General features: G+C 38.1%; 31 protein-coding genes and 1 riboswitch. Of the genes, 8 read left to right on the forward strand and 23 right to left on the reverse strand.

What is annotated here, in order from left to right; genetic code table 11:
- The first annotated feature begins 28 nt into the window (after positions 1–28).
- Both ACM5BR_RS06260 and ACM5BR_RS06265 read left to right on the forward strand, forming a co-directional pair.
- On the forward strand, positions 29–559 hold the full coding sequence (locus tag ACM5BR_RS06260; RefSeq protein ID WP_416827852.1) for a tyrosine-type recombinase/integrase: 531 nt from the start codon (positions 29–31) through the stop codon (positions 557–559).
- A gap of 86 nt (positions 560–645) precedes the next feature.
- The gene (locus ACM5BR_RS06265; RefSeq protein WP_416827853.1) at positions 646–840 is read left to right on the forward strand and encodes a DUF3924 family protein; all 195 of its coding nucleotides are present in this window, start codon (positions 646–648) and stop codon (positions 838–840) included.
- Positions 841–1125: 285 nt separating this feature from the next.
- On the opposite strand, the gene ACM5BR_RS06270 is transcribed toward ACM5BR_RS06265, so the two are convergent.
- The gene (locus tag ACM5BR_RS06270; RefSeq protein WP_416826784.1) at positions 1126–1971 is read right to left on the reverse strand and encodes a DUF72 domain-containing protein; all 846 of its coding nucleotides are present in this window, start codon (positions 1969–1971) and stop codon (positions 1126–1128) included.
- Positions 1972–2363: 392 nt separating this feature from the next.
- Between ACM5BR_RS06270 and ACM5BR_RS06275 the strand changes: the two genes are divergently transcribed.
- The 3 genes from ACM5BR_RS06275 (at position 2364) to ACM5BR_RS06285 (ending at position 4848) form a co-directional block, all read left to right on the forward strand.
- Positions 2364–2918, forward strand: coding sequence for a hypothetical protein (locus ACM5BR_RS06275; RefSeq protein WP_416826785.1), 555 nt, complete (start codon positions 2364–2366; stop codon positions 2916–2918).
- A 284-nt stretch (positions 2919–3202) separates the two neighbouring features.
- The gene (locus tag ACM5BR_RS06280; RefSeq protein WP_416826786.1) at positions 3203–3823 is read left to right on the forward strand and encodes a DUF47 domain-containing protein; all 621 of its coding nucleotides are present in this window, start codon (positions 3203–3205) and stop codon (positions 3821–3823) included.
- Between the two features lie 20 nt (positions 3824–3843).
- Positions 3844–4848: an inorganic phosphate transporter gene (locus tag ACM5BR_RS06285; protein WP_416826787.1), complete on the forward strand. Its 1005-nt coding sequence runs from the start codon at positions 3844–3846 to the stop codon at positions 4846–4848.
- Positions 4849–5163: 315 nt separating this feature from the next.
- On the opposite strand, the gene ACM5BR_RS06290 is transcribed toward ACM5BR_RS06285, so the two are convergent.
- Entirely contained in the window at positions 5164–5388 is a 225-nt protein-coding gene (locus tag ACM5BR_RS06290; protein ID WP_416826788.1) for a hypothetical protein, read from the reverse strand.
- Positions 5389–5562: 174 nt separating this feature from the next.
- Here ACM5BR_RS06290 and ACM5BR_RS06295 point away from each other — a divergent pair, with 174 nt between their 5' ends.
- Complete coding sequence (locus ACM5BR_RS06295) at positions 5563–6063, forward strand: Crp/Fnr family transcriptional regulator (protein WP_416826789.1); 501 nt, start codon at positions 5563–5565, stop codon at positions 6061–6063.
- 210 nt (positions 6064–6273) lie between these two features.
- Here ACM5BR_RS06295 and ACM5BR_RS06300 read toward each other — a convergent pair whose 3' ends face one another.
- Positions 6274–6798: a hypothetical protein gene (locus tag ACM5BR_RS06300; protein WP_416826790.1), complete on the reverse strand. Its 525-nt coding sequence runs from the start codon at positions 6796–6798 to the stop codon at positions 6274–6276.
- A 332-nt stretch (positions 6799–7130) separates the two neighbouring features.
- Between ACM5BR_RS06300 and ACM5BR_RS06305 the strand changes: the two genes are divergently transcribed.
- The gene (locus ACM5BR_RS06305; protein ID WP_416826791.1) at positions 7131–7331 is read left to right on the forward strand and encodes a hypothetical protein; all 201 of its coding nucleotides are present in this window, start codon (positions 7131–7133) and stop codon (positions 7329–7331) included.
- A gap of 466 nt (positions 7332–7797) precedes the next feature.
- On the opposite strand, the gene ACM5BR_RS06310 is transcribed toward ACM5BR_RS06305, so the two are convergent.
- From ACM5BR_RS06310 to abc-f, 9 genes are all read right to left on the reverse strand, one after another.
- Positions 7798–8211: a transporter gene (locus tag ACM5BR_RS06310; RefSeq protein ID WP_416826792.1), complete on the reverse strand. Its 414-nt coding sequence runs from the start codon at positions 8209–8211 to the stop codon at positions 7798–7800.
- A gap of 129 nt (positions 8212–8340) precedes the next feature.
- Positions 8341–8973, reverse strand: coding sequence for a response regulator (locus tag ACM5BR_RS06315; RefSeq protein WP_416826793.1), 633 nt, complete (start codon positions 8971–8973; stop codon positions 8341–8343).
- Entirely contained in the window at positions 8970–10025 is a 1056-nt protein-coding gene (locus ACM5BR_RS06320; RefSeq protein WP_416827854.1) for a sensor histidine kinase, read from the reverse strand. Before ACM5BR_RS06320 ends, ACM5BR_RS06315 begins: the two co-directional genes overlap by 4 nt.
- The gene (gene liaF, locus ACM5BR_RS06325) at positions 10025–10756 is read right to left on the reverse strand and encodes a cell wall-active antibiotics response protein LiaF (protein ID WP_416826794.1); all 732 of its coding nucleotides are present in this window, start codon (positions 10754–10756) and stop codon (positions 10025–10027) included. The genes ACM5BR_RS06320 and liaF overlap by 1 nt, the downstream gene beginning before the upstream one ends.
- Before the next feature lie 98 nt (positions 10757–10854).
- On the reverse strand, positions 10855–11493 hold the full coding sequence (locus ACM5BR_RS06330) for a PspA/IM30 family protein (RefSeq protein ID WP_416826795.1): 639 nt from the start codon (positions 11491–11493) through the stop codon (positions 10855–10857).
- A gap of 21 nt (positions 11494–11514) precedes the next feature.
- Positions 11515–11859 carry a lmo0954 family membrane protein gene (locus tag ACM5BR_RS06335; protein ID WP_416826796.1) on the reverse strand — a complete coding sequence of 115 codons (345 nt, stop codon included), beginning with the start codon at positions 11857–11859 and terminating at the stop codon, positions 11515–11517.
- A gap of 320 nt (positions 11860–12179) precedes the next feature.
- Positions 12180–13445, reverse strand: a complete 1266-nt coding sequence (locus ACM5BR_RS06340) for a cation:dicarboxylate symporter family transporter (protein WP_416826797.1) — start codon at positions 13443–13445, stop codon at positions 12180–12182.
- Positions 13446–13892: 447 nt separating this feature from the next.
- Positions 13893–14357, reverse strand: a complete 465-nt coding sequence (locus ACM5BR_RS06345) for a GNAT family N-acetyltransferase (protein WP_416826798.1) — start codon at positions 14355–14357, stop codon at positions 13893–13895.
- 80 nt (positions 14358–14437) lie between these two features.
- The gene (gene abc-f, locus ACM5BR_RS06350) at positions 14438–16036 is read right to left on the reverse strand and encodes a ribosomal protection-like ABC-F family protein (RefSeq protein WP_416826799.1); all 1599 of its coding nucleotides are present in this window, start codon (positions 16034–16036) and stop codon (positions 14438–14440) included.
- Between the two features lie 526 nt (positions 16037–16562).
- On the opposite strand from abc-f, the gene ACM5BR_RS06355 reads away from it, so the two are divergent.
- A complete protein-coding gene (locus ACM5BR_RS06355) occupies positions 16563–17804 on the forward strand; it encodes a murein hydrolase activator EnvC family protein (RefSeq protein ID WP_416826800.1) in 1242 nt (413 codons plus the stop codon).
- A 31-nt stretch (positions 17805–17835) separates the two neighbouring features.
- Here the strand turns inward: ACM5BR_RS06355 and ACM5BR_RS06360 are convergent, their stop codons facing one another.
- The 11 genes from ACM5BR_RS06360 to ACM5BR_RS06410 form a co-directional block, all read right to left on the reverse strand.
- Complete coding sequence (locus ACM5BR_RS06360) at positions 17836–18441, reverse strand: NAD(P)-binding protein (protein WP_416826801.1); 606 nt, start codon at positions 18439–18441, stop codon at positions 17836–17838.
- A complete protein-coding gene (locus ACM5BR_RS06365) occupies positions 18410–19168 on the reverse strand; it encodes a sirohydrochlorin chelatase (protein WP_416826802.1) in 759 nt (252 codons plus the stop codon). The genes ACM5BR_RS06360 and ACM5BR_RS06365 overlap by 32 nt, the downstream gene beginning before the upstream one ends.
- Before the next feature lies 1 nt (position 19169).
- The gene (gene cobA, locus ACM5BR_RS06370) at positions 19170–19946 is read right to left on the reverse strand and encodes a uroporphyrinogen-III C-methyltransferase (protein WP_416826803.1); all 777 of its coding nucleotides are present in this window, start codon (positions 19944–19946) and stop codon (positions 19170–19172) included.
- A 15-nt stretch (positions 19947–19961) separates the two neighbouring features.
- On the reverse strand, positions 19962–20171 hold the full coding sequence (locus tag ACM5BR_RS06375) for a DUF3906 family protein (RefSeq protein ID WP_416826804.1): 210 nt from the start codon (positions 20169–20171) through the stop codon (positions 19962–19964).
- A 4-nt stretch (positions 20172–20175) separates the two neighbouring features.
- Positions 20176–21792, reverse strand: coding sequence for a nitrite/sulfite reductase (locus ACM5BR_RS06380; protein WP_416826805.1), 1617 nt, complete (start codon positions 21790–21792; stop codon positions 20176–20178).
- 38 nt (positions 21793–21830) lie between these two features.
- On the reverse strand, positions 21831–22421 hold the full coding sequence (cysC, locus tag ACM5BR_RS06385; RefSeq protein WP_416826806.1) for an adenylyl-sulfate kinase: 591 nt from the start codon (positions 22419–22421) through the stop codon (positions 21831–21833).
- Between the two features lie 12 nt (positions 22422–22433).
- The gene (gene sat, locus ACM5BR_RS06390) at positions 22434–23582 is read right to left on the reverse strand and encodes a sulfate adenylyltransferase (RefSeq protein ID WP_416826807.1); all 1149 of its coding nucleotides are present in this window, start codon (positions 23580–23582) and stop codon (positions 22434–22436) included.
- Complete coding sequence (locus ACM5BR_RS06395; RefSeq protein ID WP_416826808.1) at positions 23579–24646, reverse strand: inorganic phosphate transporter; 1068 nt, start codon at positions 24644–24646, stop codon at positions 23579–23581. The genes sat and ACM5BR_RS06395 overlap by 4 nt, the downstream gene beginning before the upstream one ends.
- Positions 24647–24648: 2 nt before the next feature.
- Positions 24649–25362 carry a phosphoadenylyl-sulfate reductase gene (locus ACM5BR_RS06400; RefSeq protein WP_416826809.1) on the reverse strand — a complete coding sequence of 238 codons (714 nt, stop codon included), beginning with the start codon at positions 25360–25362 and terminating at the stop codon, positions 24649–24651.
- A 107-nt stretch (positions 25363–25469) separates the two neighbouring features.
- Entirely contained in the window at positions 25470–25586 is a 117-nt protein-coding gene (locus ACM5BR_RS06405; RefSeq protein ID WP_416827855.1) for a YezD family protein, read from the reverse strand.
- Positions 25587–25691: 105 nt separating this feature from the next.
- Positions 25692–25796, reverse strand: a riboswitch (SAM riboswitch).
- An 86-nt stretch (positions 25797–25882) separates the two neighbouring features.
- Positions 25883–26404 (reverse strand): cysteine hydrolase family protein, encoded by a 522-nt coding sequence (locus ACM5BR_RS06410; RefSeq protein ID WP_416826810.1) that lies wholly within the window; start codon positions 26402–26404, stop codon positions 25883–25885.
- Positions 26405–26417: the final 13 nt, after the last annotated feature.

The following is a 26417-nucleotide window of genomic DNA, read 5'->3' on the forward strand; positions in this document are numbered from 1 at the left end:
GAGGAGAGTGGAAATGATGATAAAACAAGTGAAACAAATGGGACAACCTATTCAAAGTGAAAAGCAATTGCAACAAATGAAACACATACTACTTCAAAATTCTAAACGCGACGGGCTATTATTTGCTCTTTCTATTAATTCAGGTTTAAAGGTCAGTGAAATTCTACAATTAAAAATTTCAGATGTTATGGATGTAAACGGAAACGTTCGACACTCTATTCTATTTAATAACGAAAAAACGAAAAAGCAAAAGTGGTTCGCCGTCAATCATGAACTAGAAGAAGTCATTAAATCGTATATGAATGAACGAAAAGGATTTCGACGAAATGAGTATTTATTAAAATCACAAAAAGGCAATGGACCAATTACACGTCAGCACGCTTGGTTTATATTAAACAAAGCTGCAAAAGAAGCTGGACTTGATGGCATAAGCTCTCATACACTTCGTAAAACTTGGGGCTATTGTGCTTACAAATCGGGTGTGGACATCGCATTTTTGCAGCATTTTTTTGACCATAGCACCCCTTCGAAAACATTAAAATACATCGGGATTGCTTAGTATGACATATTATTGAATTACCCCCTATTATGTTACCTATTCACGAAAATTATGATATGATACATAAGGGGGAATTCATAATGAGTATATCAAAATTAACAATCGAATTACCGAATGATACGTTAGAAAAATTATCTCTATTGAAACACAGCTATAAAAAGAGAAAAGGGATCGCCGTATCCGATACAACTCTTATACAAACACTTATAACAAGAGAATTTATTCAAGAGATCACACCGTTTGACTTAAATGATTATCTTGGAGAAAAGGAACAGCACTAATGCTGCTCCTTTTTTATTTCCAATTATGGAGGATAGCTCCCTTGCTAGCTTATTTTCGTTACTGTCCCTCTTTTTTACGGAACGGACAAACGAGATATGCCTTCCTTCAATTTCAATCGTTCGAATGATTTTCACAAGGCGTTTACGATCTTCAGTGGAATTCGTAATGATACCAAACTTTAATCAGTGTTTCCATTCATTCTTTAAAGGAAACACCCTGTATTTCCTTTACCAAGGCTCGAACAGCAACATACAATGGATCTTCCCGTATATTGTACCCCCTTGTCAGAATAACTTCATTTGTAAGGTAGAATGGGCTTCATAGGAAAGATGAAGCAGCCGCATGAGCTGTTTCGCATTGTCTGCTGCATCGCCGCCAGAATTGTTATTAAATAAAACCACAATTTCCTTTGAATGTTTCTGCAAATTTTCGATATGAGCAGCCCAATCCTTTAGCTGTTCTTCACTGTACCGATACAAGCAACGAACAGCTCGCCAATTTTCTCTGTTTCCTCGTAGCCAACCGTGCACATTCCGTCCATGCAAACGAATCAAGGTTACATCAGAATGAGTTGCCTCTAGTACAATAGGTATAGATCCAGTCTCCGTTTGCGGTTCATCACATATGGTATGCATCCATTTCGCATGTTTTAAATAGGATAATGTTTGTTGCATATACTCTGGCATAAACCAAGTTTCGTTTCGAAACTCAATTGCAGACGGAATTCCCTTCATTTTTTCCTTCGTATAAAGGAGCATATCAACATGCTTCGTTTGACAATCAAACCATGGTGGATATTGAAATAAGACCGTAGTTAGTTTTCCGGATTTTTCAAGAATTTCAATTGACTGCTTAAATGTTTCAAACATTTCATCTACATTCGTAAATGGAATATCTCCACGCATATGGCCTGTCATCCCTTGGTAGGCTTTTACAACGAATCTAAAATGATCAGGCGTTTCCTCGATCCATTTCTTATAATTACGTTCCGGCTGTATAGCATAAAAGGAGCTATCAATTTCAACAACTGGAAAATGATTGCTATAGGTTTGCAGCTTCATCTTGCTAGAACGCAAATCTCGATACAGGGAATCATGATCTCCCCACCCTGTTAGTCCTATGTTTATCATGCTAGACACCCTTCACATCGATTTCTACTAGCTCTTTAGTCCATATATGTATGTTACATAGTGAAGCTTTCCAAAAGTAACAGGATACACTTTAAACGTAACTTCTTCCTATTATTTTATCAAAACAAAATTTTTTTGTCGAAGAAGTCTAAGTCTATTCCATCGGAATCGATGCTACTATTACCATTTTATATATCCCTTTAGACTACCTATCTTCTTTGTATTCTCTGAATCTTGAGATAGGAATCTTACTGATCGATAAGAAGTTACGCAAAATCTTTTTTCCTTAACCAGACATTTTTATCTTATGTAATGAAAAATCCCATACCTTGTCTATCTAGAATGAATACAATATCATGAATTCATTTCACTATAATCAAAGGAGGAACAGCATGTATAACGCTCAATTCCCATACCAACAAGGGTCAGTCATTCACGGATTAAAAGATTATACGGGTGAACAAATTCAATTAAACTTAGGCGGCCCTGAAAAAGGAATAGGAACCCTATTAAAAATGGGCTTAGATTATTGCGCTCTAGAAACGGAAGAAGGCATTTACTATTACCAACTACACCATATTAAAAGTTTTACTCTCTTATTAGGCCAAAACGAAGAAAATAAGAACAAGGAAAATAAAAGTAAAGGTAGCAGAAAGAAAAAATCGGACAAAAATCAAGACCAGAAAAAAGAGAAGAATTCGGAAGCTGATTATGAAGACGAAAAAGAAAACAATCAAAACAAGAAAGCACCTATTATCTTTGGAAGAACCTTCCTCTCTATAATTGATCGCTTACGAGGAGAAGAGATTCAAATTAATCGCGGAGGGCCGCAAAAGGTGACCGGGGTATTAGAAGGACGAGATAAACAATACATGCTACTATCAGCAAATAAGGATCTACTATTTATTCCGATTTTTCACATACAAAACATTTGTTGGAAATACTAGAGCGATCATAATAATACGTAAATCCGGGATTCTAGCTATTTTAGCCCTAGTTATGTAGAAAAAGACTATCTTCCGTTGATAGTCTTTTATTGTTTACATATCATGTTTTATTATGGTCGTTAGCCTTATACAAACGTAAATTTTTATATTTTTAATAATTTTTCTACACTTTTATTGTTAAGATTATGTTAATTTTTTAACGAATTCTATCTTAAGTGTTGTAATTTTTGTTAGAATTGAAAAGCCAATACAAAGTATCGATAATTTTTGGTGGGGGTTACTAGATGAGTATTCTAAACAAAAAAGACAAATGTTCCACTCTAATTTCCAATATTTCAGAAAATGTTAAAGAAAGTGCTCAATTTTTCATGGAATATAAATTAGAAAATTCAAGTGAAGTCCGGAGAATAGCAAAACGCATGAAGGAGTACGAAGCAAAAGGTGATACGTATATTCATGAACTTATTTTAGAACTAAATAGAGTCTTTATCACACCTATTGAACGAGAAGATATACTTCAAATCGCCTTAGGTATGGACGATATATTAGATTCACTTGAACTTTGTTCAGCACAATTTGAAATGTTTGAAATCACTAATGCCAATCCATACATGAAGCGATTAAGTACCGCAATTTATTCGTGTGTTAGTGAAATGGATGCTGCTATTAAGCGAATTCATACAATGAAGCTTATCGACATTCGGACAAACGCAATCAAGATGAAGGATTATGAATCTACATGTATGAGTATTCTACGTGAAGCAATTCAATACCTCTTTGCACATGAAAAAAACCCAATTGTCATTTTGAAATACAAAGAAATATATGATACATGGGACAAAATTGCGAAAAGCTGCCAACATGTTGCAAACCTTCTAGAATTAATCGTAATGAAAAACGCATAATAAGGAGTACAACTTACACAATGAACACTCTGTTTTTCTTAACTACTTTGATTGTGTTGGGAGCTATTCTATTTGATTTCATTAATGGCTTCCATGACACAGCGAACGCCGTGGCGACATCTGTTTCAACAAAGGCACTGAAACCTCGTCAAGCTATTGTACTTGCAGCTTTTATGAATATGCTTGGTGCCCTCTCGTTTACGGGTGTCGCAAAAACGATTACAAGCGGAATTGTTGATCCATTTCAGCTTCACAACGGATCCCTCGTTCTTATTTCAGCATTGCTTGCTGGAATAGGCTGGAATTTAATTACATGGTATTATGGAATTCCTAGTAGTTCCTCCCATGCAATTATTGGCGCTATTGCAGGAGCATCAATTGTTGCGTCAGGTGTACAAGCAGTAAATTTCCGTGGATTCATTAAAATTATTGAATCTCTTATCATATCACCCGTTCTTGCTTATGCGTTAGGATATATTGTATTTATCATTCTCAAAAACATTTTTCAAAATTGCAACCTAATAAATATGAATCGACGATTTCGTTACTTACAAGTTCTAACAGCAGCTTTACAGGCTTTCACACATGGAACAAATGACGCACAGAAATCGATGGGGATTATTACGATGGCACTGCTAACGGGTGGCTATATCAAATCAGATACAATCCCTTTTTGGGTTCAACTAGCTTGTGCACTAGCGATGGGAACGGGTACATTTGTTGGTGGCTGGCGAATTATTAAAACAGTTGGCGGTAAGCTTATGAAAATACGTCCTATTAATGGTGTTGCCGCTGATTTAACAGGAGCATCCATCATTTTCGGTGCAACTTTACTCCAATTACCTGTTAGTACGACCCATGTTATCTCTTCATCCGTATTAGGAGTCGGTTCTGCACAGCGTATTAAGAGTGTACATTGGAGAACAGCACAGCGCATTATTATCACTTGGTTTATAACACTTCCGCTCTCGGCTTTATTCGCTGGAATTATATATTATTTGTTACACACATTATTTCCAATGTAAGCTATGTTTAAATTCATATATGAAAACCATATACTTCACATAAAAAATAAACGGTACGATTCCTATGACGAATCGTACCGTTTTATTTTCTAATGTAAGCATCTATATAAAAACATTCCAAAAGGTATAAGAATGAATAAAAAGGCTAGTAATAAAAAAACATTTGAAACATACCATTTTTGTGTCATCATTTTCCCCCATTCTTCCTACGTTCATCATAAACGATACGAAGAAGAAATAGGTTAAAAACAGATTACATCATTTTTACAATCAAAAGACAGATATAAAGCACAGTCTTACCTTCGAAAGAATGAGTTAATGAAGAAGCTTCCACCCCATGAGGTCATCATGCACCTGTCTTGCACGCTTATCATTACGATCATATAAAACACCATAGCTATCGTCTTCTTCATCATACGCCATTGTGAAAATAATTTGGCCCTCTATTTCTACGGACAAAACAATTCCGCCCTTCATTTCTTCCACACGAACGACAGCATCTTGTGGAAGCTTCGCTTCAACCAACATTCTCTCAAACATAGCGATTCCTCCCTAGCTTACCATTGCAGTTTTATACTATACACAGTATACTACCAAACAGTAGAAAAAAAATAAAGTGAAACTTCCTTGCGGGGGTGCTCTCCCCTATAGGTTCATTTCGCTACCAAGGTTTGTCTTTTTGATTTACATATACGAAAAAGAGGTGTACTTACAATGATTCTACATAAAGGGGAAATTTTATTTCGACAAGGTGAGGAGGGGCCTCTTTATCATATCCATAGCGGTTTGTTAAAAGTTGTACGTCTACAAGAAGACGGGACATCCTTTTTATTTAACATTATTGTCCCAGGGGAAACGATCCCCCATCATTCCTTGCTTTCTCCCAAGGAATATCATGGAACCGCTATTGCGCTTGTACATACTGAAGCGGAACCGATTTTACCTCAGCAATGGTATGAACAATTACAACAAGAACCGCAAGCTTATGCAACTATTGCTATGCAGCTCCAATCTAAGCTGCGCATGATGCAAGAGCGAATTGATCAGCTTACCACTGTTTCCTCCAAGGAACGTGTTGAGCGATTGCAACAATGGTTTTCCACTTACTTAGGAGATATCCCAATATACGACATTCTTACACAGACTGAAATCGCGCAGCTCGTTGGACTACGGCGCGAAACCGTAAATCGGATTCTTCGGGAACAAATAAAGTGAAACTTCCCTCGGTGGGGGTTTTCTTTCATCCCCCTACCTTGGGTTAGCAAAGGCCAATCGGCTTTTACGAGATGAAATGATAATCTCATTTATCTGTGATAGAACGAACAAGGGGTTAGACCTTGCTCGTCTTCTTTGCTTCACCCTGCATAAAGTCGTAGAATGCAATTTTAAATAAATAGATAGTTCATTTCACCAAATTCTAATTCGTTAGCTCTTTTTGAATTTTGCTAATTCATCTTCCACTACTTTAACATTCGCTCCATTTCCAAACTCGGTATAACCCCAAATATTTTGTTCCTTTTGATTATGATTGATAATAATATCAAGATCATGATAGATACGATGACCATAGATAACATATTGAATATTTGTTGTTTCAATACCTTGCTTTGTGATTTCATAACTTCTTCTTACATCCTGCTTCAACTTTTCATTTTTCACTTGTTTTTCCAAGTCTTTTAGTTCTGATTCTTGACCATTAAACCATTGCTTTAGATATTTCCAGTCCCCATCCGTGTAATGATCAGCCTTTCCATAATTCAAATACCCATTAAAGCTTTCATGCGTCTTAGCAATAAACTGCTTTACTTGTTCTGTTTCCTGCACCTTTACATTAGCCAGAGCAGGGCGATCTAGCGGTCGATTCGCAATATAGAGAAACGCATTCGTTAAAAGGAAAAATGCAGCCGCCATTAGCAGGATTAAACCGAAAATACCGAATACTTTTTTCATTTGTTATTCTCCTTATCCTACACATTTTGTATTACATATTTTACCTATTCACGTTATATATGTAACATTCGTTAGGATAAGCACTTTCCCTCTTGTGTTCCTTCGCATAATTTCGACAATATAATGAGGCCTCCCTCATTAAGGGTTATATTATCTCCTTTGATTAGCGAGATCCGCTAGTTAATCCCTACTCAAGATTCTTCTCAACGGTTAAGTGGTGGGATTACTTCTCTTTAATAGCGGAATAAACTAACGATTCATCGTTAATTTTTTTGTAAAGTAACGTTTATTTCACTATTTTTAACCAATACTACGAGGTGAGGAGGTGAATCATGAGGATACAATCTATTGTTATGGGACTTCTTTCTTTTCTTGCATCTATATTTATTATTTATTCGGTTGGCAGCATTTTATCGATTGATTGGCTTCAATTCAATGAACAACAATCGATACTATCTGCAGGATTTTGGCTTCCCTTTTCATTAGCATGCATAATTGGTTATGTAATTGTTCAAAAAACAAGACTGGGATAATTTTTCACTTTCCTCAGTGGACATATTTCCTATCCGCTGAGGATTTTCCTTAAACAAACGACGAGAGCCCCTAAATAGAGGCTCTCCTAGTTTATAAACGTGTACCACAACATTCTTGATATCCTCCATTTCTAGCATGTGCATGGCCACACTTTGTACATACTAAGAAATGAGATTTCCTTACTAAGTTACCCTTCCCACTAAGCAATACTCCTACTTGCTTCCAAGATCGAAGATAGACATAATATACAAAGAATACGACCGTACTTACAACAAGTAACAGACTGGCAATGAACACTGCCTTCACCTCTTCATATAATTTCATCCATGTCATGTAAATGGATTGTATAATAAATTTCTATAAATAAAGCTTAATATCCTCCCTTAATTTTCAAAAAAATATTATTTTTCCCTTTAACTACATATTATTTCAATCATTAAGAAAAAAGCCTCCTCTAGGAAGCGATTACGTGCATGCAAAATGTTCAATGGACCGTAAGTCAAATCCCGTGTAGATCCAACGATAGCGGCTTGGGCTCCAGCGGTAACCTGCAATGGAATTTCTACCTAAATATACTGGATAGAACCAAAAGCTTCGACCATTTGTTAACCATATATACGTATAGTGGTACATACAGCGTCGAATCGCACCTGGGTCAACTGCATAAGGTGCTACTTGTGGTTTTTGAGGAATCACTGCAGGAGGTGGTGATTGTGGTGGTCCACCTTGTTGCATAGATGGAATGTCTCCACCTTGACCAGGTGGATATGATGGATAAGAGCTTGGCGGAGGATATCCTCCCTGACCAGGCGGATAAGGTGGGAAAGGACTAGGTTGGTACTGCTGTTGTCTATTGTTATACCAATTCGGATCATACATACCAGATTCACTCCTTTTCATGAACACACGATATTCATTCTAAATGTATGTAGGAGAAACTTGGTCAAATCCTTTTTTTCATAAATTTATACCGTCTATGAAGAATGTTACCTGAGGATGTAACACGTTCTACTTCGTTATTTGATGACGAAATGCATAAATAACTGCTTGTGTTCGATCACTAACATTAAGCTTGCTTAAAATGCTACTCACATGAGTTTTAACGGTTTTTACCGTAATATAGAGCTCCTCTGCAATGTCTTGATTGGATTTCCCTTCAGCTATTAATAACAAAATTTCCAACTCACGTTCCGTTAAATCTTCATGGAGCTGATGGGCATCCCTTTGTCTCATTTTTGACATCATTTTACCGGCTATTTTCGGTTCCAGAACAGAATTTCCTTTATATGTAGAACGTACTGCTTCTACAATATCACTTGCACGTGAAGTTTTTAATATATAACTAATTGCACCTGCCTCAATCGCAGGATACAGCTTTTCATCATCTAAAAAGCTTGTCACTACAATAATTTTAGCTACTGGCCATTGTTTAATAATTTCCTTTGTGGCTTCAATTCCATCCATTTCATCCATTACTAAATCCATTAAAATAATGTCGGGTCTATAACGTAATGCCAGCTCCACACCTGTTTTTCCGTTATCTGCCTCTGCTACTACTTCTATATCAGACTGCGTTCCTAAATAGGTTCCTACTCCAAGCCGAACCATTTCATGATCATCTACAAGCAATACCGTAATCATGGTACCATTTCCTCTCGTTTTAAAATGGGAACCTTCACTTCAATTTGCGTTCCTTTATTCGGCAAGCTTATGATCTTCAACGTGCCGCCGATTTCTCGCACGCGCTCTTGAATGGATGACAGACCATAGGAACCTGCCTTCCGAACATTTACATCAAACCCAACTCCGTCATCAATTAATTTCAAAATGGCATACTCCTGTATTTCCCGCAAGCGAAGTTCTATATGCTTTGCTTTCGAATGACGCAAGGTGTTTGATATTACCTCCTGTATGATGCGGAATAGATGATCCTCCACTCCTCTTTCTAATTCTATTGGTTCCACATACCAATCAATTTTCATTTGCTGTTTTGCTGAAAGCTCTTCCATTAGCTCTTTAATACCTTCTACAAGCTTTTTTCCTTCCAGTTGAACAGGACGTAAATGAAGGAGTAAAGCCCGCATTTCGGACTGGGCATTCACAATCATATTCTCTACAAATGCTAGCTGAGCTCTCACATCTTGCGACAACGAATCTTGCTGTTCATTTATAGCTGACATCATCATCGACATGGCAAAAAGCTGCTGACTTACTGAGTCATGGAGTTCCCGTGCCAATCGATGCCGTTCCTGAGAAATAGCCTCCTGTCTCATTTCTTCATTCCACGTTGCACGCTCGTTCGTCATCTTTTGAAACATGCCAGCTTGCTCCTCAAATTGTTTGCCAAGTGTATCGATGCGCTTAGCAATTTCATCAAACTCATCATTATGGGATAACAATCCGGCCATACGATAATTTCCCCGCTCTATATCTAATAGCGAAACAGATAGCTCGTGAATGCGTCGCTTCATAAATTGCGTAATCGCATATCCTATGACAAGTCCAAACAAACAGCTGCTTCCAAATACAAACAAGACAGTCGGAATGCCGGCTACTTTTTGTAGAATAAGAAAATCATACACATTCTGTCCACTCTGCCACGTATAAACAAGAGTTGCAAGGAATGCCACAACTATACTTAAAAGGAACGAATAGTTTAAGGAAATGGAAGTTATGTTTCGTTGCCTATTCATCATGAGTATCTCACCTCTGTATCCCCTACTAGAAGCGAAGTCATAATTTTAATTCGTCTTGTCGCAAGACCATATCCTTCCGTTCTAAGAATCACATTCTGATTCCATCCTTTTTCTTCTTCACCTAATACGACAATGTTTCCAACCATTACAGAATGATGTACAGATAGCTCTAAATCATATGGAACAAAAAGGGTTATATTCCCTACAAGTCCATGAATAATAATAACGGTCTCACCCTCAGGGATCATCGCGTTCGTTAAATCAATGACCACATCACCTAATCCATACCGAATATTAATATCTTGTAATTCATATGTCTCATTTATTATTCGATAATTTCCATTTAGCATATTTTTTAGAAATGGTTCATGCCTTACTATCCGTTCATTTGGCATATCTTCTTTCAATGCTACCTTTATAGATGACGGACGATCACTGCTTGTATACAACCGATAGCCGATAAATACTAGTATACTTACAAGCAGCATTTGAAAGGCGGTAGAAGAAAAAATCGTACCAATGAAAAAGAAAACACTTATAACAAGAAATATGTTACCACGTGCACGTTTTCCTTTTTTTCGAAAATGCCGGCCGAGGATGAGGAGGATAGCGGAGAAAAAGAGACCAAAAGGCTGAAAACGATGAAAGATAATATCAATAAACATTCCAATTGCAAAAATAATCATAAAAACCGCTAACACTTGTGTTTTTGTATATATTTTTTTCATGTTCACATCCTCCTCCCCTTATACATAGTTAAGAAAAGGCATGGAATCCCAATACCTTTTCCTATTTACTATATCATAAGCTTCCTATTTCATGTACTCTATTTCCCTACCGCCTCATTTCTCATTTTTTCAAGCTTCGCAATCTTAGCATCAAATGTATCTCGTTCGTAATCTTCATTAATTCGTCGCTCTAAGTTTGTAATGTACTCTTCAATTTCTTCAAATCGCAAAAATGGACTATCATCAGAAATTTTTGTTAACGCATCATTGATTCGTCGGTTCGCATGAGCGACATTCTCGCGCGCCATTAGTTCCATTCGCTTTGCATGCATTTCCTTCAGCTTATTCTTCATTTCTTGTAGACGTTGTTCTAATTCTTCAATTTGCTGAATAGATGTATTGTACATGCTCTCTAGTCGATCACCTTGCTGTTGATAGTATTCTGCTTCCTTACAAGCACGCTCCTCTAATTCCCTTTCTCCTGCTTCATTCGCAATAACAGCTTGATGATTCCGTTTTTTCTCCATATACCGTGACTGCTCTAGCTCTTTAAAGAAATTGGTTTTCAATACTTTTTGACGTTCGATTAATTTCTCAATCTTCCGAACCTCTCCTTCTCCGTCTCGAACGTATTGATTTAGTAAAGCAATTGGATTTTTCTTTTCTTGCTCATCTAATACTTGGTGTAAATCAGCTAATACAACATCTCTCACTCGTGAAAATATAGAACGTTTCATCGAAATCTTCCTTTCCTTTTCTTATTTTTTTGCCATCATTTTGTCCCATTCTTCATCAAAGTTATGATAGGAATGGTATTCTCTTTCTACTTGTTTCTTCCTATTCCATTTACGAAACAGAAGATATAGAAGCAACACAGCTCCAATACCTATTAATCCTGGAACATTACCAAGCACTAACATAATAGAGACGATACCAAGCAGGCTCCAGCCAATCTTACTAAAGGTAGAAGTGGATCTCATAAAGGAGCGAAAACTCCAATACAGCAGCCCTATGCCTAAACCGAGTAGGACAATATGGCCAAAGCTTCCTATAACAAGCAACGCTAACAAACCAGCACCTATAAAAAATAGTATATGTTTCACTACGTTTGCCTCCCTTCGTTTTGATATCTTTATTTTAACGAGAATGCCTACTTGCTAAAACTGGCGGAAGGATGGTCTTTGTATCCGACTTTAGACCGAGACAAGTATAAGACTACAAGAAAAGCGCAAGCGCCTTGGTCAGCCCCGACAAGCAAATGTTCTCGACCATAGGAAGTCGTTCTTTGACTTCATATGGTCGGGGTTATTTGACCTCGAGGGGCTAGGCGCTGGAGCTGGACAATTCCCTAGGTCAAAACTTTTATACTTTCTGATACAAAAAGGCCCCACGCTTTACGCGTGAGGCCTTGGTACATTATCTATTAAGATGCTTGTTTTATTTCTTCTAAATACTTAGCTGCAGCTTTTTCATCAAATTGTTTTTCCCATTTCGACATGACAACCGCTGCCAATGAATTACCAATTACATTTACGACGGTACGAGCCATATCAAGAATACGGTCAATACCTGCGATAAATGCTAATCCTTCTAGCGGAATTCCTACTGAACCGAGCGTTGCAAGCAATACTACAAATGATACTCCCGGAACACCTGCAATACCCTTTGATGTTACCATCAACACAAGAAGAAGCGTAATTTGCTGGGAGATTGGCATATGAATGCCGTACATTTGCGCCAAAAAGAGAGCTGCAATTGCTTGATATAGTGTGGAACCATCAAGATTAAAGGAGTAGCCAGTTGGAATAACGAACGATACGATCGCCTTAGGACAACCGAACTTCTCCATTTTCTCCATAATTTTAGGTAAAACGGCCTCTGAGCTCGCTGTAGAGTAAGCTAGAATAATTTCATCTTTAATAATGCCAAAAAATCTGAAGATATTAACACCTGCAAACTTCGCAATAAGACCAAATACAACAATAATAAAGAAGAACATCGCACCATACACAACGAGTACAAGCTTTCCTAACGGTACTAGCGAACCAATACCAAATTTTGAAACTGTCACGCCAATTAAAGCAAATACCCCAAAAGGAGCAAATTTCATAACTTGGTTCGTAACATAAAACATCGCTTCAGATGTTCCTTTAAAGAAACGAAGAACAGGAAGCCCTTTTTCTCCAATAGCAGCAACACCGAGACCAAACAACACAGAAAAGAAAATAATAGCTAACATATCGCCCTTCGCCAATGCATCGATAATATTCGTTGGCACGATATTAACAAGTGTGTCAGATAACGAATGCGTTCCTACTTGATGTGCTGTGGTTACATAGGAAGTAATATCCGTCTTTTGTAAGCCATTCATATTTACTCCAACACCAGGCTGGAAGAAATTCGCAAAAAGTAATCCTAATACAATCGCAAATGTTGTAACAATCTCAAAATACAAGATGGTTTTTCCACCTAGTTTTCCGAGTTTTTTAATGTCACCTACACCTGCTACCCCTACTATAATACTTGAAACAACAATTGGTACAACAATCATCTTAATAAGATGAATAAAAATATCGCCAATCGGCTGTAAAAATTTTACTAAATGTGGATTACCATAAAACATGGCACCTACAATAATACCTAAGATGAGACCAATTAAGATTTGCCAAGCTAACCCAATTTTTCTCATACTGACTCCCCCCTTAATCATTATCTATAGACTCAGGATAAATATATTGAATTTTCTAGTATTTTCATATAATTTTAGGTCCTTCAATATTTTTTATCCTTAAGAAATAATAATAATAAATATTTTACTTTCTGACAATAACTTAATTACTATATTCACTGAAAATCCCTAATTAGGCAATGTTATTTTCTGTAAAATGGAAAACCCACCAATAATAGAGATTCCTATTTCCCTATTTTTAGTGGGTTACTAGTTCCAAACGCGAACGATTAGGATAAGCCGCTATTTTTATATAACTCCTTAAATAATATATTCATTATCTTAATAGAATAAATAATCTAATAATTTCTAACATTCTTACTTTATTGTTTTCGAAGAGCTTGCACGGCAAAATCAACAAAATGTTGTTGTTTCTATAATATTTTTCATGTGTCTTCTCCTTATTTGTTATTCTTCTTTCGTCAAGTTTACTTCTTTTACAAATTTCGTAAGAGAGACTTGTTCCGTAATCATAATCATCTCCTTTTGTACAAATCCGAATTTTTTATAAAGAGAAGTGGCAGGCACATTTGCAGTTCCCGTATGGACAACATATGTTGTTACGTCACGATCCATTTGCAGTACGAAGCGAAGTAAAGCTGTAGCAATCCCCTTCTTAAAGTGGTCTGGATGCACAACCATTCGGCATATCTCAAGCACATGCTCCTGTTTTACAAACGAAATACATCCAACAAGTCGATTATCGAAGAAATATCCATAAAAAGTTTCCGGGCAACTTTGGATGTCCTCAACCGTATCATATAAACGCGGAATCCCTGTAAATTTCATAATATCAGCTTCAACTTGATACGAAAGAATCTGAAGACGTAATATTTCTTTCGCATCTTTTTCCGTCTCTAGTAATACAATCAATTTTCTCCCTCTACTTTCTATTTTACGAGCTGACTCAAAAGGGAATCGTCTTCTCCCTATTAGGCCAGCTCCATTCTCAATCATTTATTTCGATAAGCCTTTATTTGTTGCAGCACGTCCTCGTATTCCCTTTCCAATGCTGCTTTTTCCTTCTCATTTGTAGCAGTGCACAATCTGCCAAGCACACAGCTAAGACGTGTTTCCAGCTGCAGTAAGTGAAGTTTACGATCATCATTCTTTCTCGATTGTCCCTCTTCAAATTCATGCAAAGTTCCAATAAACTGTGTAACCTTCCCGTTTTCTAATGATAAAATCTCTTCTGCTACTCTCTCGACAAAGGTATGATCATGGGAAACGAACAAGAGCGCCCCGCCATAGTCTGTCAATACATCCTCTAGTGCTTCAATTGATGCTAGGTCCAAATAATTCGTTGGTTCATCTAAAACAAGCACATTACAATCACTTAGAAACACTTTCGCAAGCGCTGCCTTCACGCGCTCTCCCCCGCTCAATACATCAATTTTCTTATATACATCTTCCCTCTTAAAGAGCAGACGAGCCAAAATCGTGCGAATCCATTGCTCATTATACGAGCTTGTTTTCATCACATTTTCAAGAAGGGACATGTCCTTCTGTAATATGTTTAGATTTTGACTAAAATAGCCGATTTTCACACCGTTTGCACATTCGACTGCACCATGCCCTTGTACAATCATGCGTAGTAAGGTTGATTTTCCACTTCCATTCCTTCCGATTAATGCCGTTCGTTTTTTATTTCTTACTGTGAAAGAAGTATCTTGTAATATGCGCTTCTCGCCAAATGATTTATTCGCATTCTTCACCTGCAGGACGTATCTTGCATGTAGCTGTAAATACGATGGTATATCCATTTTCGTTTGTGGAAGTTCCTTTAGCTTTTCTATTGTTTTTAGTTTATCTAATCTCGATTGGATGGATTTTGCAGCACGTTCTACACTCGCACGGTTTGATTTCTTTTTCCCCTCATACAAATGATATTCCTTCGGGTTCATTCTAGCAGGCGGGCGACCCATCGTTTTTGCCCGTGACTCCATTTTATATTTTGCAGCTAGCAACTGTTCCCGTTTCTTTTGATATTGTTCATATTCTGCTTGATGTCGACTGCGATTTTCTTGCTTTTGCTTGACATACGGATCATAATTTCCGTTATACATTACTACCTTACCATCTTCAATTTCCCAAATTTTTGTGGCAACCGAACGAAGCAGCCTACGATCATGTGAAATGAACACGAGTACCCCATGAAATCTAAGCAGTTCCCCTTCGAGATCAGCAATCCCTTCCATGTCTAAATTACTAGTCGGTTCATCGGCAAATAAAATGCGTGTATGGGATTCTAGAGCTGCTGCTATTTTCGCCCGTGTCCATTCTCCTCCGCTCCTATTCGCTCCTACCTGTGTATCCGAAAACTCTCGAGTCATTACACCTTCTTCTTCTAACTGAGGAATAAGAGAATGCGAACCATATCGTATAACCCCTGTATGATTACTAGCCAGCATGGTAAGAAGTGTTGTTTTCCCTGCTCCATTGTTTCCCACAATGCCTATCCGGTCTCCTTCATACAATTTAGCATGAGAAAGTTGAAATAATACCCGCTCTCCAATCATTTCCTTTACGTCATTTACTTCAAGTAATAACATAATAAAACCTCCCTGTTCACGTTCCAGAGAGGATAGCCATAACGAAAGAAATGTGAAAAACATATACGGAAATCGTACATATCATCACAGACTTTATTAGCATGGACACCTATAAAAGGGCAGACCTATCCTATCTAGAACAAAAGAATAAAATATTCATTTTGATCGAAAGAAATAGGTTAGTTATCCATCGCTATAAAGTTCATCCCTTTCCATATTTTATAATTCCATTTTATGAAATATGGAAATATTTTTCAAGCCCTTTATCAGCGATAATTGATTTTTTCACCAAGTACTAGCTCATTTCATTCTTTGATTCGTTATATAACTATCATTATTATAGAATCGTTATTATAATTATTTTTATATTTTAATAATCTAATAGTCCATATTTCACCTTCATTTCTATCATTACCTTTCTTTTATAATAAAGAATTATTAAAATATCATTAAACTTTCTTAAAATAATAGAAACTGTCTTTTTTACCTGTAAAATGGATTATGTACAGAAAGGAGACAGTCATTCATGAAAAGAATACATACGCTTGTGAGTTTACTTACAGCTGGAACGCTAGTCGTTTTACCTAGTTTAGCCTCTGCCGAATCGAATCAAAGCCAGCTAAATAACATTGATTCCCAGCTGACTAGTAAACAACAAGACTTGCAAAACAAACAGCAGCAAAAGTCCCAAATTGAAACAGATATCTCATCTTTGCAAAAGAAGCTCGAGGAATTACAAACAGCCGCAACTACAAATGAACAACAATTGAATGCAACGAAAAACGATATTCAGCAAACGCAAAATCAAATTAAAGAAAAGCAAAGTCGAATTGTAGCATTAGAGGAACAAATTGCTAAACGTCAGGACCTAATTAAAAAACGCCTGCAAGCCGTACAGGAGCAACCGCGAACGGACTTGATTACCGAAGTAGTTGTGAACTCTTCTAATATTGCTGATTTAATCGAAAATTTGTATTCTGTAACACTTATCTTAAATTCTGATAATGACATTTTAAAAGCACAAGCACATGATCAACAAGAAGTAAAAGATGAGAAAGCTGCTATTGAAGGAAAGCAGAATGATTTAAAGAAGTACGAGGAAACATTGAAGCAAAAACAGCAAGACCTTGATGCAAACAAGCAACAACAACAATCTGTCATGAATGCATTAAACGACAAATTAAAACAAACAACAGAAGATATTATGAGTACCCAAGAAGCACAATCTTTATTAGAATCACAAAAACATGCACTCGAACAGGCCATTGCCTTGGAAAAAGCAAATGCAGCAAATAGCGCTTCCTCAACTCCAGCTGCGAACGGTTCAAGTGGTGGATCAGGAAGTGTCAGCAACAATCAGCCATCCCATATTGGTGGCTTCATAAAACCTGCTCAAGGAGTAATTTCTTCTGGGTTTGGACCACGTGACGGGGGTCAAATGCATTTTGGCGTAGACATAGCTGCTAGTGGTACAGTCCCAATTGTTGCAGCTGCTGATGGAGTAGTCATTAAATCCTATTTATCTAGCAGCTATGGGAATGTTGTCTTTCTAGCTCATAGCATCAATGGAAAAACATATACGACTGTTTATGCACATATGCAAAACCGAATGGTTTCAGAGGGACAAGTTGTAAAACAAGGGCAACAGCTTGGTTTGATGGGTAGTACCGGGGAATCAACCGGACAGCATCTTCATTTTGAACTACATATCGGAGAGTGGAATATGGCAAAAAGCAATGCCGTTGATCCATTGCCATATATACAATAATGCAAAAAGGGTGACGAAAAAGTCACCCTTTTTATATTCCCTTATCTAACTTCTGATAAAACTGTTTTCGCTTTTCCTTATCGATTCGATACTCATCCTGCAGCACTTCTTCTAACAATTGCCGCTGCAAAGCCTTATCATTATATTTTTTTATTTTCATTCGGCATTCATATAAGAAATCAACATAGGCTTCGTAGGATTCATCATAAATCGTCGTCAAATGATCTCGAATTTTTTTTGTAAGCTTTGGGCTAGCTCCGCCGGTAGATACCGCCATAATCAATTTTCCTCTATGGAGTGCAGCTGGGAAATGACAATTCCCACGCTCGGGATCCGTTACAACGTTCACGAGCTGATTTGAGTCTGCTTCTTCTTCCACTCGTTCATTCAAATATTTATCATTTGTCGCTGCAATAATAAGAAAGGCCGACTCAACATCGCTCCGCTCGTATTCTTTTTGCAGCCACTGCACTTTGTTTTGATCAACAAGACTTGCTAGGCGAGAGTCAAGCTCAGGACTAATAACCGTAATAGCAGCACCCTCTCTTAGTAGCGATTGTATTTTAAAATAAGCTACCTTTCCGCCCCCTACAACACCTACTTTCTTATCTTTCATACGAATCGTAATGGGATACACAAACCTCACCTCCAATTGCTTCCTCAGTACGCTGCCTGAGTACATCTACTAATCTAGGATGATAACCTAAGATTGAGCATAGCACAATATTCCTTCTACGTAACTGCTGTATTGTCTGCTCTATTCTCATCATAAGCTTACCAGTAAACAACAAATACGGAACAATAAATACCTGATTATGCTGGTTCGATAATACTCGCTCTAAGCCTTCTTGAAAACTTGGCTTGGCTGCTGCTAAATAACACACGTCTACCTTTTGGAATGGATAGGCATTCTCTACTAAAGATGCAATATGCTGCAAGTCTCTCCCTACGTCAGGATCGCTACTGCCTCTTCCAACAAGAAGTACGATAGCATCGCGTTTGATTCTTTCTTTACCTATTCTATCTAGTAATATAGTAGGAATTTGTTCATGTACACCAATGGGTCTCCCATAGGAAATAGAGACTTGTGGGTATCTGTTTTGCAATGCCTTTAACTCATTTGGAATGTCTTGTTTTGCATGTATTGCCGTTAGCAGTAGAACAGGAACGACAGCAATTTTCGTTGCTCCTCTTTCTATACAACGTGCAAAGCCTTCTGCAATAGAAGGATGCTCTAGCTCTAGAAAGCATATTTCTTGAAGAGACACATTCACTGCCTTCATACATTGCTTGATAAAAAGCTTAGCTTGCCTCCCAGCTTCTTTCACTCTACTTCCGTGGCATACATAAAGAACAGCTTGCATGTTATAATGCCTCGCCTATAATATTAGGCTGCGGCGGCTCTTGCATGAACCATTTGATTTTCTCACGAAAACGAACAACCTCACCAATAATAATCATACTCGGATTTTGCACAGCTTCCTTTTGGGAAATCGTGACAATTGTTCCAAGAGTTCCAGTAATGGTTCGCTGATTGATTGTAGTCCCCCATTCAACAATGGCAACGGGTGTATTCTCATCTTTACCATAGGCTAACAATTGGCCGCATATATAAGGAAGATTACCTACTCCCATATAAATAGCAAGTGTATCAATTCCGTTCGCTAAACTTTCCCATTTCGTTGCCTCTTCCTTCCCGCTCAGGCGATGACCGGTAACAATAGCAAAGCTAGAACCTACCTCCCTATGGGTAACTGGAATGCCTGCATAGGCAGAGGCGGCAATCCCGGCTGTAATACCTGGGACAACCTCAAACATAATCCCGTTTTTGGCAAGCACCTCTGCCTCTTCTGCCCCTCTTCCGAAGACGAATGGGTCTCCGCCCTTAAGACGGGTTACAATCTTCCCGTTTTTCGCATGCTTTACGAGACAGGCATGAATTGTTTCCTGCTGCATGGTATGATTATTCGGCAGTTTCCCACAATAAATTAAATCGGCAGTTGGCTTTGCATACGAAAGCAGTTGTTGATTTACAAGACGGTCATACAATATTACATCCGCCTCTCGAATACACGTCATTCCTTTTACCGTAATTAAATCCGGATCGCCCGGCCCTGCTCCAACAAGATACACCTTCCCCATGTGACAATCCTCCCATTAATTTTCCATTTCGTCTATTACAAATCCAGCACTTCCTCGCACCCGTTTCTTTTCATATAACGTAATATCACAAATAATTGGCAAACGCAGGAAATATTTTTCTAGTTCAACTTCTACTGATTGAAATGCCTTTTCTTCATTTTCAGCCACAATTACAACGGGAATAACCTTATCTTCTGTTTTCACTTCAAATCGATACAATTCCATCTTTTCACACCGTTACTTCTTCTAGAATTTGATTAAGCTTTTCTTGCAGTGGTTGAATCCCTACGCGGCCAATAAATTGATAAAAGGTTTCCCCCGCTTGCTTTTCGTCCTTAAAGAAAGTTAGAAAGGATAGCAATACGTCTGGCAATTCTTCCCCACTTATTTTTCCTTTAAGCTTTTCATTAAACTTCCCACCATCTATAAGCGTTCCTCCCACATACAATTCAAACGCCTCAACTAATCCTTTCTCTCCTTTCATCTTTACCCCTTGCAAGCCGATATCTGCTATTTGTCGTTGACCGCACGAATTCGGACAACCAACCATATGAATACGAACCGGGACATCAATCGTCAATTGCTCATCCAAATAAGTGGCAATGGCGCGAAGACGGTTTTTCGTTTCTACTAATGCAAGATTACAATATTCGATTCCTGTACAAGACACCGCGTAGCCGATAAAGGATTGAGGTTTCGTTGTAATATTTTGAAAGAATGACAGCCGGGATAGCTCCTCTACCTTTTCTTTTGGTACATTAGGAATAATAAAATTTTGTGAATTACACGTTCTTACATCACCATTTCCGTACTTTCTAGCAAGTGCTGCTATTTCAAACAGTTCCTTTGTATGCAAGCGTCCTACAGGAACATGAAAGCCTGCATAATAATAACCCGCTTGCTTTTGTTCATGAATACCATAGAAATATCCTGCGTTCCATCCTTTGGATGCATCTTCCCCTCTTGAAGGCAGAGGACCGGTATATTCAAACAGTTTTTCTTTAAATGTATCCACTCCCCAGTCTGCAACTAAAAATTTCAACCGCGCATAATGACGTTTTTCGCGATAGCCGTAGTCACGGAAAATGGTTGTAATCGCAATCGCCACATCCTTTACTTGTTCAGGAAGAACAAACACATCTAGTAACCTTGCTAAATAAGGACGTGCAGACAATCCCCCGCCAACCTTTACGTTAAATCCAACTACATGTTCTCCATCTAATTCCTTTGTAGCTGGAATAAAGGAAAGACAGTTTATTTCCGCATTGGATGCATTACATACATTCGCACTAATAGACAACTTATACTTACGAGGTAAATTCGAAAACTCTTCATTCATTTGGAAATACTCATATACTTCCTTTACGATAGAAGTTGTATCAAACAATTCATCCTTATCAATGCCAGCTAGTGGATTTCCAACGATATTTCTTGTAATATCTCCGCAAGCACCAGCACTTGATAAGCCAACGCGCTTAAGGCGTTCAAATATATCCGGGATCTCCTCAATTCGTAGCCAGTGAAACTGAATTGCCTGCCTTGTTGTAATATCAATGACATCTCGGCCATAATCACGAGCTATTCCTGCTAGCGTTTCAACTTGTTCATTTGATAAAATGCCAGATGGAATATTTACACGCATCATAAAGTACCCGTCTTCTTTCGGGCGCTGTAAATACAGTCCCGCCCACTTAAAGGAATCCCATTCCTCTTTCGGTATAGAATCGAAACCGTTTTGTGCATAAAATGGAATATCATTAAAAATCTCCAAGCCATCCTTTATTAATTTCTTTTTCTCTGATGCATGTAAATTCGGACGATCCTTCCATATTTTTTCGTATGCCATCCTTTTCTCCCCCTTATTTTCTATTCATACCAACTTCGTTATCTTAGTAATCCTTTATCATGTAAGTACTGAATCATCTGATCTACACATTCATCCACACTACTTTTATGCGTTTGAATTGTAATTTCTGGATTTTCTGGTTCTTCGTATGGAGAGTCAATTCCTGTGAAATGCTTTACCTCACCGCTTCTAGCCTTTTGATAGAGACCCTTTGGATCACGCTTTTCACATTCTGCTAGCGGACATTGAACGAACACTTCAATAAACTCTTCCGGTCCAAGAAGTTCCCGTACATAGTTGCGATCTTCACAAAAGGGAGAAATGAATGCCGTTAAAACAATCGTGCCGCTATCGACAAACAACTTTGCTACTTCTCCAATACGGCGAATGTTTTCCTTGCGATCATGCTCAGAAAATCCTAAATCTTTATTAAGACCGTACCTGATGTTATCTCCGTCTAACACATAACAGGAATGTGATTCAAATAATTTTCTAGCTAACGCATTTGCAACAGTTGATTTTCCCGATGCTGATAAGCCTGTAAACCAAAGGACGAAGCTTGAATGGCCATTTTTCTTCCGCTGCTCCTCCCTTGTGATAGATGCTTCATGCCATGTTAAATTCTTCATCTAATTTCCCCCTCACCGTGAAATTTCCTCTTGCTTTATACCGCGAATGAGTACTTCTACGACTTCCTTTCGGCTAAATGTACTCGGTGGTATTTCGCCGTTACGGAGCATAGTCCGTACCTTTGTTCCCGACAAAATAATATGATCCTCAGATCCATGAGGACATGTTTTGGACGATGTCATCGCTTCGCATTTTGTACAGTAAAAGCTGTGCTCGAAGAAAAGCGGCGTAATACCTAGCTCTTCTTTCGTGAAATTTGCAAAAATCAATTGCGCATCATATGTTCCATAATAATTTCCAACTCCTGCGTGATCACGCCCAACAATAAAATGCGTGCAGCCGAAGTTTTTGCGAACAATAGCATGGAAAATTGCCTCGCGTGGGCCTGCATATCGCATTGCTGCTGGAAAAACAGCGAGAAATACGTGAGACTTTGGATAATAGTTTTTCAAAAGCACTTCATAGCTCTCCATCCGAACATTAGCTGGGATATCATCCGATTTTGTTTCGCCGACTAATGGATTTAGAAACAATCCATCAACAATTTCGAGTGCTGCCTTTTGAATATATTCGTGGGCACGGTGTACCGGATTTCTTGTCTGAAAGCCAACTACCGTATTCCAGCCAAGCTCGGCAAACTTCTGGCGGGTTTGAATGGGATCTAAGCGATAGGAAGTAAACGTGTCCTTTGGTACCTGATGAATAAGAAGGATAGACCCTCCAACATACACCGGTGAACGTTCCATCAATTTTTTCACACCCGGATGCTCTTCATCCGTGGTTCTATAGATAAGCTCTGCTTCCTTTTGTTTATTAGGGGTGTAAATATCTTCAATTTTAATAGTTCCGTATATAACTCCATCCTTTACTAGCTTTACTTCTTCACCCACTACTAACTCTTTCGCCTTATCTGTCGATACAGGAAGTGTGATTGGGATACTCCACACTGTCCCACTAGCTAATCGCATCGTTTCCACAACGGCGTTATAATCTGTTTCTGTTAAAAAACCAGTAAGCGGGCTATATGCTCCTGTGGCAATTAATTCAAGATCACTAAGTGCGATAGCATCTAGTTCAACTTCCTTTTGTAAATGTGCTACGTTACAGCCTTCCTTAATACGATTAATTAATGTTCCTCCGTGGGGTACAATTTGACTCATCGAATGATTCCTCCCATTTCATTTTTTTTGTGTCGTTTTTTTTCCTTTCCTAGGCTTGCAACTCCCAATGTGGCAAGTATGCCAACAAGTACAATGAATATATAGTAAAAATCCTTTTCCATGATTATTTTGATGAAGGAATACGAGAGTATCATGGAAAGAAACGGCGCTACAATCCACATCCTTAACATTTGGGATACAGCTTTTTTTCGAAATACATGTACTCCTTGTGACAATCCCATTCCAATCATGGCGGATGATGTAATTTGAGCAATCGGTAAAGGAATCCCAAACAACGCCGCACCAATGACGAGACTAGAGCTTGTTGATGAAATCGTAATGCCTTCCAATAGCGAAACGGATGTGATTTTCTTTCCGTTCGTCTCTAGTACTCTCGTTCCTAGTAGAAATGCTCCTGCTGCAACCGAAAGACCTCCTAATAGGGTTGCTGAATTCAAAGGTAGTAAATGGGCACCAACTAATGGGGCAATTGCATTCGCTACATTTTTCATACCGGCTGAATAGGCTTCAAAAAATCCTGCTACAATGACAAGTACTTTTAATATAGACCTCCATTTACCTATTTCTAAATGCGGATACTTGGAATTAAAATAATGAATTAGCATGCCCGCACCATACGTAATCGTACACGCAACAACAGGAGTTACAAACCAAAAAGATACGATAAATAAAACCTTACCTACATATAAAACATTGTAGGCAATTCCTACCCCTACAACCGATCCCACTGTTATTTCACTTGTTGATAGGGGGATGCCAAGAATATTTGCTAGTAATAACGAAACAGTAGCAGCTAATAGGGTTATGATAACTACTTCTATCGTAAATACATTTTCAGGAATAATGCCTGAGCTAATTGTTTTGACAACCTTCTGTCCACCAAGAATGGAACCTCCAACTATGGCAATACCGCATAATAACAGTGCACCATACTTGCTCTTAATCGCTCCGGATGCATAGGTTACTCCCATTGATGCTGCTGCCCCGCTTGCTCCTATGTTAAGAGCGAACAAAAACGCCATTAGAAACGCGGTCACAATCATATTTAATCCTCTCCCTTATGATGAAGACCACATTCCGTTTTCGCAATGCCAGCCCATCTTCCAGATCGCGAATCTCTGCCTTCTTGAACAGGTCGCGTACACACTTCACAACCTATACTTGGATATCCTTGGTCATGTAACAGGTTATATGGCAAATGATGCTCATATACATAGCGCCATACATCCTTATTCGTCCAATGAATAAGAGGACAAATTTTTATCGAATGGAACTTATGATCTTGATTAATAAATTGCACATGCTGTCTTGTTGAAGATTGCTCTCTGCGAAGTCCGGAAATCCAGGCTTTCCCTTTTGATAAGACCTCGCGAAGCGGTTCTATTTTTCTTATCCCACAGCAACGATTAGGATCCCGATTCCATAATGCGGAGCCGTACTGTTCTCCCTGCTCTTCTAAGCTTAGCTTCGGTGTTTTCATTTCAATTTGTAATTGCGGAAAGCGTTCCTTTACTTTTTCAATGGTTTCGTACGTTTCTTGAAAATGTAGATTGGTATCCAAAAACACAATGCTTGCATCTGGCTTTACTTGCTGAATGAAATCAATAAGGACAATACCTTCAATACCAAAGCTACATGCGTACACAACGTCATCGCCATATTGCTTATAAGCCCACTGCAAAACCGCAAGTGCTCCTTTGCTTTCATCTTGATTTGAAAAAGAAATATCACATTCTTCCCACGTTTCATACGTCAGCATCGTCATTCTCTCCTTTTCTCGTGTAACATACATATGCCAAATAAAAAAGGCAGCCTATCCTGTAATAGATAAGACCGCCTCTAGTTTCTCTAGTCAGCTACTGTATGTTATTTAAATCGGACTTTTTCACTCTTCTCCAATTGAATGACTTTTCCATCCTGTACGACAAGTGTGATTGATCCATATTTCATTGTATCTAGCATTGTTTTAATGGTGTCTGTCACTCGTTTGAACTGTTCATCTGCTACCACAACAGCAAACCCCCTTTTATTCCCAATTAAAAACAAAAAATCTTTTCCATTTCGAAAAGACTGTTGAGGTAACGATATACCTTATCTTTCAAAATGGGCCCATTTTGCTGGAAGTAGCACCTTGCCTATTAGCAGGTTGCCGGGTTTCATCGGGCCAGTTCCCTCCACCGCTCTGGATAAGTTTTTTATAATTTTACCACAATTCAAAAAATAATCAATCTAATTTTTTCAATATGTTTAATGGGATATCCCCTCATGCCCTTTCTTTCTTAGATAAATATATCATGAAGCGTACAGACATTGATTCCCTCCTTTACGAAATCATGACAGATATTTTTTTTCTTCTCCAAACTTGCACTTGCAATTGCATCTGCTATAACAGTTACGTACATACCTTTCTTTTTTGCTTGGTGCGCAGTACTTGTAATACTCGTTTCTGCCAATAGGCCGACTAATATGACATGAGAAATATGATATTCCCGCAAATGAATAACTAGCCTTTTACTAGAAAAAGCACTATGCTGTTTTTTTGTAAATACGAGATCATTTATGATTTTCACATGGTAATCCAGCATAACGCTTCCTTCGGTAGCTACCATATGATTTCGATTCCACAAATTAGCTTCAAATGGTGTTACGACATATAGAACCATAATATTGTGATGATTCGCCTGTTCAATTGCCCTATTTATGGTATGAACCCAAGCAGGTGGATCATTATATTCTATAGGCGTTACAGCATTTATATAATGACGTTGCATATCCATGACTAAGAGCGCTGTATTCCGCATATCGACTCTCCTA

This window comes from Ectobacillus polymachus, assembly GCF_048159605.1.
In the GTDB taxonomy this organism is placed as follows: Bacteria; Bacillota; Bacilli; order Bacillales; family Bacillaceae_G; genus Ectobacillus; species Ectobacillus polymachus.

Excerpts from the sequence above, each read along its gene's own strand:
- ACM5BR_RS06300 (WP_416826790.1), bottom strand. The coding sequence starts at position 6,798 with ATGAAAAAAGTATTCGGTATTTTCGGTTTAATCCTGCTAATGGCGGCT.
- ACM5BR_RS06320 (WP_416827854.1), bottom strand. The coding sequence starts at position 10,025 with ATGAATAGGCAACGAAACATAACTTCCATTTCCTTAAACTATTCGTTC.
- ACM5BR_RS06365 (WP_416826802.1), bottom strand. The coding sequence starts at position 19,168 with ATGCAAGCTGTTCTTTATGTATGCCACGGAAGTAGAGTGAAAGAAGCT.
- liaF (WP_416826794.1), bottom strand. The coding sequence starts at position 10,756 with ATGAAAAAAATATATACAAAAACACAAGTGTTAGCGGTTTTTATGATT.
- ACM5BR_RS06290 (WP_416826788.1), bottom strand. The coding sequence starts at position 5,388 with ATGTTTGAGAGAATGTTGGTTGAAGCGAAGCTTCCACAAGATGCTGTC.
- ACM5BR_RS06395 (WP_416826808.1), bottom strand. The coding sequence starts at position 24,646 with ATGATTGTGACCGCGTTTCTAATGGCGTTTTTGTTCGCTCTTAACATA.
- ACM5BR_RS06315 (WP_416826793.1), bottom strand. The coding sequence starts at position 8,973 with ATGATTACGGTATTGCTTGTAGATGATCATGAAATGGTTCGGCTTGGA.
- ACM5BR_RS06310 (WP_416826792.1), bottom strand. The coding sequence starts at position 8,211 with ATGTATGATCCGAATTGGTATAACAATAGACAACAGCAGTACCAACCT.
- ACM5BR_RS06330 (WP_416826795.1), bottom strand. The coding sequence starts at position 11,493 with ATGAAACGTTCTATATTTTCACGAGTGAGAGATGTTGTATTAGCTGAT.
- sat (WP_416826807.1), bottom strand. The coding sequence starts at position 23,582 with ATGAGTCAAATTGTACCCCACGGAGGAACATTAATTAATCGTATTAAG.
- ACM5BR_RS06375 (WP_416826804.1), bottom strand. The coding sequence starts at position 20,171 with ATGGAATTGTATCGATTTGAAGTGAAAACAGAAGATAAGGTTATTCCC.
- ACM5BR_RS06380 (WP_416826805.1), bottom strand. The coding sequence starts at position 21,792 with ATGGCATACGAAAAAATATGGAAGGATCGTCCGAATTTACATGCATCA.
- ACM5BR_RS06305 (WP_416826791.1), top strand. The coding sequence starts at position 7,131 with ATGAGGATACAATCTATTGTTATGGGACTTCTTTCTTTTCTTGCATCT.
- ACM5BR_RS06340 (WP_416826797.1), bottom strand. The coding sequence starts at position 13,445 with ATGAGAAAAATTGGGTTAGCTTGGCAAATCTTAATTGGTCTCATCTTA.
- ACM5BR_RS06275 (WP_416826785.1), top strand. The coding sequence starts at position 2,364 with ATGTATAACGCTCAATTCCCATACCAACAAGGGTCAGTCATTCACGGA.
- ACM5BR_RS06410 (WP_416826810.1), bottom strand. The coding sequence starts at position 26,404 with ATGCGGAATACAGCGCTCTTAGTCATGGATATGCAACGTCATTATATA.
- ACM5BR_RS06280 (WP_416826786.1), top strand. The coding sequence starts at position 3,203 with ATGAGTATTCTAAACAAAAAAGACAAATGTTCCACTCTAATTTCCAAT.
- cysC (WP_416826806.1), bottom strand. The coding sequence starts at position 22,421 with ATGAAGAATTTAACATGGCATGAAGCATCTATCACAAGGGAGGAGCAG.
- cobA (WP_416826803.1), bottom strand. The coding sequence starts at position 19,946 with ATGGGGAAGGTGTATCTTGTTGGAGCAGGGCCGGGCGATCCGGATTTA.
- ACM5BR_RS06355 (WP_416826800.1), top strand. The coding sequence starts at position 16,563 with ATGAAAAGAATACATACGCTTGTGAGTTTACTTACAGCTGGAACGCTA.
- abc-f (WP_416826799.1), bottom strand. The coding sequence starts at position 16,036 with ATGTTATTACTTGAAGTAAATGACGTAAAGGAAATGATTGGAGAGCGG.
- ACM5BR_RS06400 (WP_416826809.1), bottom strand. The coding sequence starts at position 25,362 with ATGCTGACGTATGAAACGTGGGAAGAATGTGATATTTCTTTTTCAAAT.
- ACM5BR_RS06285 (WP_416826787.1), top strand. The coding sequence starts at position 3,844 with ATGAACACTCTGTTTTTCTTAACTACTTTGATTGTGTTGGGAGCTATT.
- ACM5BR_RS06270 (WP_416826784.1), bottom strand. The coding sequence starts at position 1,971 with ATGATAAACATAGGACTAACAGGGTGGGGAGATCATGATTCCCTGTAT.
- ACM5BR_RS06295 (WP_416826789.1), top strand. The coding sequence starts at position 5,563 with ATGATTCTACATAAAGGGGAAATTTTATTTCGACAAGGTGAGGAGGGG.